This is a genomic window from Acetivibrio ethanolgignens, from assembly GCF_001461035.1.
GTDB classification, from domain to species: domain Bacteria; phylum Bacillota; class Clostridia; order Lachnospirales; family Lachnospiraceae; genus Velocimicrobium; species Velocimicrobium ethanolgignens.
Genome location: NZ_LNAM01000216.1, coordinates 1 through 10,129, shown reverse-complemented (window position 1 = coordinate 10,129; position 10,129 = coordinate 1). Strand labels below are relative to the sequence as shown.

Here is a 10,129-nt window from a genome sequence, read left to right as displayed (position 1 = left end):
TAGGTTGCGAGGTCAATGAAGCAGGAAGCCCATTGGCTTTAGACAATGGGTAGTTCACTTTGACCATGTAAGCTTTGCCTATCCAGGCAGTGAAAAAGAGGTGCTTCATGATGTAAGCTTCCGGGTGGAACGGGGACAGAAGATATCCATTGTGGGATTAAATGGTGCCGGAAAAACAACGTTAGTAAAGCTTCTTTGCCGCCTTTATAAGGTAACAGAGGGAGAAATTCGGGTAAATGGACGAAATATCTTTGATTATGATTATACCTCTTATATGAAAACGGTAGCTGCGGTTTTCCAGGACTATAAGCTCTTTGCTTTTTCTCTGCGGGAGAATATAACCGGACAGGCAGAAAAAGCACCGGAAGAAGAGAAACGCCTGGAGAAAATTATAGAAGAGGTTGGAATGAAGGAAAAGCTTGACGGGCTTCCACAAGGACTTGATTCCTTATATGGTAAAGAATATGAAGAAAGGGGAATTTTGATGTCTGGCGGTGAGGCACAAAAGCTTGCAATTGCAAGAGCCTTGTATAAGGACGGCTCTTTAGTTATCATGGATGAGCCAGCTTCTGCTCCAGACCCGATTTCAGAGGCGGAAATCTATGAAAAATTCAATACAATGGTAGAGGATAAAACAGCACTTTATATTTCCCATAGAATGTCCAGCAGTGTTTTCTGTGATAAGGTGCTGGTTATCGATGGTGGAACGGTAGCTGATTTTGATACTCATGAGAATCTGATGAAAAAAGCAGAAAGCCTGTATTATAAGCTATTTCACTCACAGGCAGTAAACTACCGACTTTAAAACTTTATCGCGTAAAAAATAAAAAGGAGTATCGCAAAATAACTGATTAGGCAGTTGTGGAGCGATACTTCCTTATTTTGTTATCTATACAAGGTCATAGCCCTTTAACATCCGTGCACGGCTTGGGTGGCGGAGCTTTCTGAGAGCCTTGGCCTCAATCTGGCGGATGCGCTCACGGGTTACATTAAACTCCTTGCCCACTTCCTCCAGTGTACGGGTACGACCATCCTTCAGACCGAAACGAAGTATCAGAACCCGCTGCTCTCTTTCTGTTAGAGTATCTAAAAGCTTGGTTATCTGATCCTGGAGAACGGCATAGGCAGCAGCTTCCTCAGGGCCAACAACCGTATCATCCTTGATAAAATCTCCAAGGTGGCTGTCATCCTCTTCTCCGATTGGAGTGTCGAGAGAAATAGGGTCTGCAGAAACCTTCAGGATTTCACGAACCTTTTCAATGGGAAGATTCATGGCATCGGCAAGCTCCTGCTCGCTTGGCTCGCGGCCCAGCTCCTGTAAAAGACTTCTGGAAACACGATAGGTTTTATTGATGACCTCAGACATATGTACCGGAATACGGATGGTACGGCTTTGGTCAGCAATGGACCGGGTAATAGCCTGGCGAATCCACCAGGTAGCATAGGTGCTGAATTTGTAGCCCTTGCTATAATCAAATTTTTCTACAGCCTTGATAAGTCCAAGATTACCCTCCTGGATTAAATCCAGGAAAGAAAGACCTCTGCCCACGTATCGTTTTGCAATACTGACTACCAGACGAAGATTAGATTCTGCCAGGGTCTGCTTTGCAGCCTCGTCTCCGTTCTCAATTTTCTTTGCCAGTTCAATTTCTTCTTCGATAGAAAGAAGAGGATAGCCGCCAATTTCTTTTAGGTACTGTTTTACCGGGTCATCTGACATATAGTTAGATGAGGCAGCTGCCAGTTCATCATAGTCTCCAGAAGAGTCGTCCAGCATATCAGGATTCTGCTCCAGCTCTAAAAGAGCATCATCATTTGGCTCATCATCCAGTTCGGGAGCAGTTAATAGGACGATATTCTGAGTTTCCAGGTATTCATAGATTTTATCTACCTGATGAGCATCCAGATTGTATTCCTTAAAAAAATCATTTACTTTTTCCAATTCAAGAAGACCTTTGTTTTTTTTACCTAATTCAACCAGGTCATGCAGCTTTTCTTCAAAGCTTGGTATTGATGTTTCACTCATGTTAAAACCTCCACTTGGCGAAAATGTCACCAGGTACCATTTTAACACAGTCGAATTAGGAAATCCAGTAGAAGTTTCAGAAGTTTTTTGGCGAATTTTCAGAGGATTTGATAATAGAAAATCAAGACGACCAACCTAATGACAAAAAGAGAAAAAGGTGTTAGAATAAGAGTCAGTATTAAAAAGAAAAGGAGAAAAGATATGAGTGAGAATTGTTCAGGAAGCTGCTCTAGCTGTTCTCAGGAGTGCACATCAAGACAGCCGTCAAAGGAAGAGCTTTATGAACCGCTAAATGCGTACAGTAGGGTAAAGAAGGTAATTGGGGTTGTCAGTGGTAAGGGTGGAGTAGGTAAATCCTTTGTGACCTCCTACCTGTCCGTTTTATTAAACCGCAAGGGCTATACAACAGCGGTTTTAGATGCTGATGTTACAGGACCGTCCATTCCAAAGGCTTTTGGTATTCATGGTGCGGCACAAGGGAATGAAATGGGAATTTTTCCGGTAGAATCAGAAAAGGGCGTGCGTGTCATGTCTGTAAACCTGCTTTTGGATTCCGAGGAGACTCCGGTTATCTGGAGAGGACCGGTTATCGCCGGTACAGTAAAGCAGTTCTGGTCAGAGGTTATCTGGGGAGATGTAGATTATATGTTTGTGGACATGCCTCCGGGAACAGGTGATGTTCCACTAACCGTATTCCAGTCGATTCCATTGGATGGTATCATTATTGTAACCTCTCCACAGGATCTGGTTTCTATGATTGTAGCCAAAGCAGTTAATATGGCTAAGGCAATGGATATTCCGGTTTTGGGACTGATTGAAAACTATGCCTATGTGGAATGTCCGGATTGTGGCAAAAAAATTCAGGTATTTGGTGAAAGTCATGCAGAGGAAACAGCTGCAAAGCACGACATCAAGTTTTTGGGACAGCTGCCTTTATGCCGCATTATCAGTGAAGCCATTGATACGGAAAAGGTAGAAGAGCTTAAGGGAGAGTGGCTCGATGGAGCTGTGGCTTATCTGGAATCCGTGCACCCGGTTCAAAAATAGTAAAAATGCTTAAAATTTATTAAAAAGGGACAAAAGGGATAGCAATTTTATCCAAAAAGAGGTATAATAATAAATAGCCTGTGGCAGAGGAGTAAGCCGTCTGCCACAAGGAAAAAATTAGTAGGGAGGAATGTTATTTATGAACAAGAAGCTGACAAAGCAGCTGCTGAGTCTGGTTCTTGCAATGGCAATGGTATTTTCAGGACTGATGATTCCAGCCAAAGCAGAAGCAGCCAGCACGACAACCAAAATTTCTATTATCCACACTAACGATACCCACGGACGTCTGTTAGATTCCGATGAGTATGGTGCATCCTGGGGCTTTGCAAAGATTGCGACCTTAGTAAAAGAGACAAAGGCTGCTAACCCTAACACACTGGTGCTGGATGCCGGTGATGCTTTCCAGGGTATGCCGATTATTAACATCAGCAAAGGAAAAGGCCTTATTCCTATTTTAGAGGCTGTTGGATACGATGCTATGACTATGGGTAACCATGAGTTTGACTTTGGTCTTGCTGCATTGCAGGATTTAGAAAAATCCATGACAAAGATTCCTATGGTAACTGCTAACATCTATAAAACAACTGGTGGACGAGCATTCACCCAATACACAATCAAAACCGTTGGTGGTGTAAAGGTTGGTATTTTTGGTTTAACCACTCCAGAGACTACCTATAAGTCTCATCCGGATAACACTAAGGGACTTACCTTTATGGATCCGGTAAAGAGTGCAAAGAACATTGTGAAGGAGCTTGAAGCACAGGTAGACATTATCATCTGTCTTTCCCATTTAGGTACCGAGGGAGAAGATACTTCCTTTAAGGTGGCAGAAAATGTAAAAGGAATTGATTTAATTATCGATGGTCACAGTCATACAGAGCTGCCTTTTGGTGTAATCGAAGTGAATGGAACCATGATTGCCCAGACCGGTGAGTATACCAAGAATGTAGGTATGGTTGAGCTGGAAATCGCAGATAAGAAGATTGTAAAGAAGTCTGCAGTTTTACTTGCAGACAGCGAAAATGTAAAAGAGGATGAGTCTGTTAAGACCTTAATTGAAAAACTGAAAAAAGAAAATGAACCTTTATTTGCCCAGGTGGTTGGTGAAACCGCAGTTGAACTGGATGGTGTCAGAGAAAATGTAAGAACAAAAGAAACGAACCTGGGTAACTTATCTACGGATGCTCTTCGTGTTATGACCGGTGCAGACTGTGCAGTTCAGAATGGTGGTGGTATCCGTGCTTCCATTAAGGCTGGCAATATTACCAAGCTGGATATGGCTACCGTATTCCCATTCGGAAATACGGTAGAGGTTCGTGAGATGACCGGAGAGGCTATCTTAAAGGCTCTGGAGCATTCTGTAAGTGTATATCCGGATGCAAACGGCGGTTTCTTACAGGTAAGTGGTATTACCTTTAAGTTCAATCCGGAAAAGGAAGCAGGAAGCCGAGTTGTTTCTGTTAAGATTAATGGCAAGGACTTAAGCTTAACTAAGAAATATACCGTAGCAATGAATAACTTTACCGCTGCCGGTGGCGATGGTTATGAAATGTTCGTTGGCACAAAGAAGGTAGCAGAGCTTGGTACTCTTGAGGAAGTATTAGTTCAGTATTTCCAGAAGAATGGTACTAAGGGCTGTGAAGTAAGTGGAAGAATTACTACCGTTACAGGTAAAGATGCTCAGCCAAAGCTTTCCTTAACCAAGAAGGTTAGCAGCTTAAAGGTAACGAAGAGCTATACCTTTGAGGCTGAGATGAAGAACGTAGTTGCACCTGAAAAGATTACCTGGTCTGTAGATAAGAAGGATATCGCTTCTATCAGCAAGACTACCGGTAAGCTGACTGCAAAGAAGGCTGGTAAAGTAAAGGTAACAGCTACTTGTGGAAAGTATAAGACAACAGTAACGGTTAAGATTACAAAATAAATGATAAAAGGAGGGTGCATACCCTCCTTTTTTACTGCATCATATTTCCTAAAATTTCATTTACCAGCTTACCGTCAGCCTTGCCCTTTACCTTTGGCATCAGCTCCTTCATGATACGGCCCTTATCCTTTCCGGTAGGGGTATCAATAGAAAGTGCAGCCAGAACCTCCTTAATGGTCTGGGTGATTTCCTCTTCATCCATCATCTTCGGTGCAAACTCTTCTAAAACAGAGATACGGAATTTACACTGGCTGATGATATCCTCCCGGTCTGCTGGAGTTAGCTCCAGTGTTTCATTTATCTGCTTGATTTCCTTTAGTACAACCTGGTTTTCTTCTTCCTCGGTTAAATCGGCACGCTTGTCAATGGATTTGTTCTTTAAAGCGGCTAAAAGAAGAGAGAGGATTTCCTTTCGTTCCTTGTTGCCGGCTTTCATGGCAGCTACCATTTCACCTCGTACAGCATCGATTTTAGACATTATATCACTCCTTAACTGTGTTATTTTGTTAACATTTTTATTGTAACATGTCTGATTGCCCCTTGCAAGGGATAGAAGAATAGATTATAATAAGAACGATAAAGAGAAACAAGTTATGACAATTAGGGAGGATTAAATCATGGCATTAGTATCAGCAAAAGAGATGCTTACTAAGGCAAAGGCTGGTAAGTACGCAGTAGGACAGTTTAACATTAATAATCTGGAGTGGACGAAGGCCATCCTTTTAACAGCAGAAGAACTCAAATCCCCGGTTATCCTGGGCGTATCTGAGGGAGCCGGAAAGTATATGTGTGGTTATAAGACCGTTGTTGGTATGGTAAATGGCATGCTGGAGGAGTTAAAGATTACTGTTCCTGTAGCACTTCATTTAGACCACGGCAGCTATGAAGGAGCAAAGGCTTGTATTGAGGCAGGCTTCTCCTCTATTATGTTCGATGGTTCCCATTACCCAATTGCAGAAAATGTAGAAAAGACCAAAGAGCTGGTTGGTATCTGCAAGGATAAGGGACTTTCTCTGGAAGCAGAGGTTGGTTCTATCGGTGGTGAAGAGGACGGTGTTATCGGAGCTGGTGAGTGTGCAGATCCGGACGAGTGTAAGATGATTGCAGACCTGGGTGTTACTATGCTGGCAGCAGGTATCGGAAATATTCACGGAAAATATCCTGCAAACTGGGCAGGCTTAAGCTTTGAAACCCTGGATGCTATCCAGCAGAAGACTGGTGATATGCCATTAGTTCTTCACGGTGGTACCGGTATTCCTGAGGATATGATTAAGAAAGCTATTTCTCTTGGTGTAGCTAAGATTAACGTAAATACAGAATGTCAGTTATCCTTTGCTGATGCTACCCGTAAGTACATTGAAGCAGGCAAGGACTTAGAGGGTAAGGGCTTTGACCCTCGTAAGCTGTTAGCTCCTGGTACAGAGGCTATTAAGGCGACTGTAAAGGAAAAGATGGAGCTGTTTGGTTCTGTAGGTAAGGCTGAATAATTAAGGCAGATAAAAGGGGGCTGGACTTTGGTATTAAGTCCAGCCCCTTTAGCTTTATTTATCTTCTGCAATCAGCTTATCCTTTTCAAGGATGTGATGTACCAGCCAGTCATTTAAGAAGTTCAGCATATCAAAAATAACCGCCTTTTGATTCTCATCAATATCACTGATTTCTAACTCCTCAATTTTGCGAAGAAAAGCATCATGTTCTATTTTTTGGGAAAATATATTTTTATGTCTAACGCTCTGCATATAAGCTTCTTCATCGGAAAAATGATATCTGGTGTAGTCCTTTAACTCCTGGATAGCAGTACAGATATTATCATATTTGTCAGAAATAAAATCATTTTTCATAAGCTCGCAAAGATTGTTGGCAATCTCAAAAAGACGCTTATGCTCGTTATCGATTTGTTCAATGCCAGTAAAATATTCAGGTTTCATTTCAAACATGGAAAAACCGCCTTTCTAAAACGCATATTCAAAAGTTGGTATTATTCTAGCAAAAAATGCGGAAATAAACAAGAGGAAAAAGTACTCATATTGATTGACATTTCGGGGGTTCTACGATATAATACATAGAATGTTGAAGTATGTGAAAATTTATATATAGTACAAGAAAAATTATAGAAAAGAAAGAGGAGATAACATGGCTGAGAAGAAAAATATTTTAACTTACGAAGGCTTAAAACAGCTGGAAGAAGAGCTTCAGGACCTGAAGGTAAACAGAAGAAAAGAAGTAGCAGAAAAGATTAAGGAAGCCAGAGAGCAGGGAGACTTATCTGAAAATGCGGAGTACGATGCAGCCAAGGATGAGCAGCGTGATATTGAAGCAAGAATTGAAGAAATCGATAAGATTTTAAGAAATGCTGAGGTCGTTGTAGAAGAGGATGTTGATGTAGACAAGATTAACATCGGCTGTAAGGTTAAAATTTTAGATCTGGAGTACAATGATGAGCTGGAGTATAAGATTGTCGGTTCTACTGAGGCAAACAGCTTAAAGGGTAAGATTTCCAATGAATCTCCAGTTGGCAAGGCCTTAATCGGTGCTAAGATTGGTGATACTATCAGTGTGGAAACCCAGGCTGGTGTTATTGATTACAAAATCTTAGAGATTCAGAAATCCAACTAATGATAGAAAGAGACAAGTAAGTAAAGATATAAGAAAAAAGAACAGGAGGAAAGAGTGTGGGCGAGAATAACCAGCAGCAGGACATCAATCAATTATTAAAGGTCAGACGTGATAAGTTAAAGGAACTTCAGGAGAGAGGCAAAGACCCATTTCAGATTACCAAATATGATGTGACTCATCATTCTACAGAGATTAAGGATAATTTTAATGAGCTGGAAGGAAAGAATGTATCCATCGCAGGACGTATTATGTCCAAGCGTGTTATGGGCAAGGCTTCGTTCTGTAACGTACAGGACTTAAAGGGTAATATCCAGTCCTATGTAGCCAGAGATTCTATCGGCGAAGAGACCTATGCAGATTTCAAGAAATTTGACGTAGGTGATATCGTAGGTATCAAGGGTGAGGTATTTAAGACAAAGACTGGCGAGATTTCTATTCATGCCGCTGAGATTACCCTGCTTACCAAGAGTCTTCAGATTCTTCCAGAGAAGTATCACGGCCTGGTAAATACAGATATCCGTTATCGTCAAAGATATACCGATTTGATTATGAACGATGAGGTAAAGGAGACCTTTATCAAGCGTTCTCAGATTATCAGCGCTATTCGTAGATTTTTAGACAGCCAGGGCTTTATGGAGGTAGAGACTCCGATGCTGGTGTCTAATGCCGGCGGAGCTGCTGCCAGACCATTCGAGACACATTACAATGCTCTTGATGAGGATGTTAAGCTTCGTATTTCTCTGGAGCTTTATTTAAAGAGACTGATTGTCGGCGGTATGGAGCGTGTATACGAAATCGGCCGTGTGTTCCGTAACGAAGGTCTGGACACCAGACACAATCCGGAATTTACTCTGATGGAGCTGTACCAGGCATATACAGACTATCATGGCATGATGGATTTGACAGAGACTATGTTCCGTCATGTAGCCCAGGAGGTTTGCGGAACCACGTTGATTCCATATGCTGAGGCTATGATTGACTTAGGCAAGCCATTTGAGCGTATCAGCATGATGGATGCTGTTAAGAAGTATGCAGGTGTGGATTTCTCAGAGGTGACTACCTTAGAGGAAGCAAGAAAGCTGGCAGACGAGCATCATGTACATTATGAGGGCAGACATGGCAAGGGTGATATCCTGGCTCTGTTCTTTGAGGAATTTGTGGAGGATAAGCTGATTCAGCCGACCTTCGTTATGGATCATCCGATTGAGATTTCTCCACTTACCAAGAAAAAGCCGGAGAATCCAGAAATTACCGAGCGTTTTGAGCTTTTCATCTATGGTCGTGAGATGGCAAATGCTTACTCTGAGTTAAATGACCCAATCGACCAAAGAGAGCGTTTCAAGGCTCAGGAGGCAGCCCTGGCAGCCGGTGATGAGGAAGCTAACACAACCGATGAGGACTTCTTAAATGCTCTGGAAATCGGTATGCCGCCTACCGGTGGTATCGGATACGGTATCGACAGGTTGGTAATGCTTTTGACTAATTCACCAGCGATTAGGGATGTATTACTGTTCCCGACGATGAAGTCGCTTAACTAGATGGAGAAGGACGAAGCCCTACGACACAATACGTGATAGGATGGAGCTCTATGGAGAGCCATAACGAGTCAACAAACCATCTTACAAATCACGGATTAAGTCGGGACGTGACGGTGAAAATGCCAGATACCTTTTGTATCATCATGGAGCGTCACGGTGCATTTCCAAAACTAAATAATTATCTTGAGGGATAGCTTAAGATGAAATACAGACACTTTGTTACAGGTGAAAACCTGAAGCAAGGTGTCTTTTTTGTTTTCATGGAAATTTCAAAATTCTCCATGGAGCTACATACGCGTTCAATTAATACAGACAAAATCGCTATTTTTCGATGTGTCAGCTTTGTGGCAAAACTGAAAAACTAGATTTGCTACTTGGAACTCTGTAAAGAAATATGAAGCAATATGCATTTATATGGAACTCTATGAAGCAGGACGGAGAGGAGGTGATTTAACTGACAAAACCAAAGAAAACCCGGAACGGACCAAGCCTTGATAAGTACATCCGAAAAGGGAAAAAGAGGCGATATACTACCTATGCAAAGGCAGCTTCTTATTATTCAATTCCTTATTACAGTATGGTAAGGATTGCAAAGGAAGCCAGAGCATGTTGGAAAATCAGAAAAACAGTAATTGTAGATTTGGATAAGCTTGAGAATTATCTTGAAAAAAATTGTAGAGGAAGTGAAGAAGACAATGGGTTATCACAGAAGGAAAGCTGATACAGAAAGCACTTATAAGGGACGGGCGAAAGAAATTCGTTCGTTATGATGAGGGCGCTATTTTATATTCCATAGGAATCAATAGTTTTAGAAAAATAGCAAGGGAATCAGGTGCCATATATCGAATAGGTGGAACTGTACTTGTAAATACGGAAATAGTAGATGAATACTTGGAGCATTTTAGAGATGAATACTAATGGAGCTTCCTGTATAATTCAAATATAGGGAATTCCAAGAAAGAAGGTTGAGAAAAAAAT

Annotated in this window: 11 protein-coding genes; 8 read left to right on the top strand and 3 right to left on the bottom strand. The window is 41.7% G+C overall.

The genetic code is table 11. From position 1 onward, the window contains the following. Positions 1 to 100 precede the first annotated feature (100 nt). Positions 101 to 805, top strand: coding sequence for an ATP-binding cassette domain-containing protein (locus ASU35_RS17400; protein WP_058354232.1), 705 nt, complete (start codon positions 101 to 103; stop codon positions 803 to 805). 84 nt (positions 806 to 889) lie between these two features. Here the strand turns inward: ASU35_RS17400 and rpoD are convergent, their stop codons facing one another. Continuing rightward, positions 890 to 2,026, bottom strand: a complete 1,137-nt coding sequence (gene rpoD, locus ASU35_RS17395) for an RNA polymerase sigma factor RpoD (RefSeq protein ID WP_058354231.1) — start codon at positions 2,024 to 2,026, stop codon at positions 890 to 892. A gap of 201 nt (positions 2,027 to 2,227) precedes the next feature. Between rpoD and ASU35_RS17390 the strand changes: the two genes are divergently transcribed. Together ASU35_RS17390 and ASU35_RS17385 are read left to right on the top strand one after the other, a co-directional pair. Then, positions 2,228 to 3,073, top strand: coding sequence for an Mrp/NBP35 family ATP-binding protein (locus ASU35_RS17390; RefSeq protein ID WP_058354230.1), 846 nt, complete (start codon positions 2,228 to 2,230; stop codon positions 3,071 to 3,073). A 139-nt stretch (positions 3,074 to 3,212) separates the two neighbouring features. Next, on the top strand, positions 3,213 to 4,997 hold the full coding sequence (locus ASU35_RS17385) for a 5'-nucleotidase C-terminal domain-containing protein (RefSeq protein WP_058354229.1): 1,785 nt from the start codon (positions 3,213 to 3,215) through the stop codon (positions 4,995 to 4,997). Between the two features lie 31 nt (positions 4,998 to 5,028). Here the strand turns inward: ASU35_RS17385 and ASU35_RS17380 are convergent, their stop codons facing one another. Continuing rightward, positions 5,029 to 5,475 carry a GatB/YqeY domain-containing protein gene (locus tag ASU35_RS17380; protein WP_058354228.1) on the bottom strand — a complete coding sequence of 149 codons (447 nt, stop codon included), beginning with the start codon at positions 5,473 to 5,475 and terminating at the stop codon, positions 5,029 to 5,031. Positions 5,476 to 5,614: 139 nt separating this feature from the next. Between ASU35_RS17380 and fba the strand changes: the two genes are divergently transcribed. Continuing rightward, positions 5,615 to 6,484 carry a class II fructose-1,6-bisphosphate aldolase gene (fba, locus tag ASU35_RS17375; RefSeq protein ID WP_058354227.1) on the top strand — a complete coding sequence of 290 codons (870 nt, stop codon included), beginning with the start codon at positions 5,615 to 5,617 and terminating at the stop codon, positions 6,482 to 6,484. A gap of 54 nt (positions 6,485 to 6,538) precedes the next feature. On the opposite strand, the gene ASU35_RS17370 is transcribed toward fba, so the two are convergent. Continuing rightward, positions 6,539 to 6,934 carry a bacteriohemerythrin gene (locus ASU35_RS17370; RefSeq protein ID WP_058354226.1) on the bottom strand — a complete coding sequence of 132 codons (396 nt, stop codon included), beginning with the start codon at positions 6,932 to 6,934 and terminating at the stop codon, positions 6,539 to 6,541. A 196-nt stretch (positions 6,935 to 7,130) separates the two neighbouring features. Between ASU35_RS17370 and greA the strand changes: the two genes are divergently transcribed. The 4 genes from greA (at position 7,131) to ASU35_RS20400 (ending at position 10,069) form a co-directional block, all read left to right on the top strand. Then, positions 7,131 to 7,613: a transcription elongation factor GreA gene (greA, locus tag ASU35_RS17365; RefSeq protein WP_058354225.1), complete on the top strand. Its 483-nt coding sequence runs from the start codon at positions 7,131 to 7,133 to the stop codon at positions 7,611 to 7,613. A 56-nt stretch (positions 7,614 to 7,669) separates the two neighbouring features. Continuing rightward, complete coding sequence (gene lysS, locus ASU35_RS17360) at positions 7,670 to 9,151, top strand: lysine--tRNA ligase (RefSeq protein ID WP_058354224.1); 1,482 nt, start codon at positions 7,670 to 7,672, stop codon at positions 9,149 to 9,151. A gap of 454 nt (positions 9,152 to 9,605) precedes the next feature. Beyond that, entirely contained in the window at positions 9,606 to 9,872 is a 267-nt protein-coding gene (locus ASU35_RS20850) for a DUF6462 family protein (protein ID WP_341473121.1), read from the top strand. After that, entirely contained in the window at positions 9,854 to 10,069 is a 216-nt protein-coding gene (locus ASU35_RS20400) for a DUF6462 family protein (RefSeq protein ID WP_242861318.1), read from the top strand. Before ASU35_RS20850 ends, ASU35_RS20400 begins: the two co-directional genes overlap by 19 nt. Positions 10,070 to 10,129: the final 60 nt, after the last annotated feature.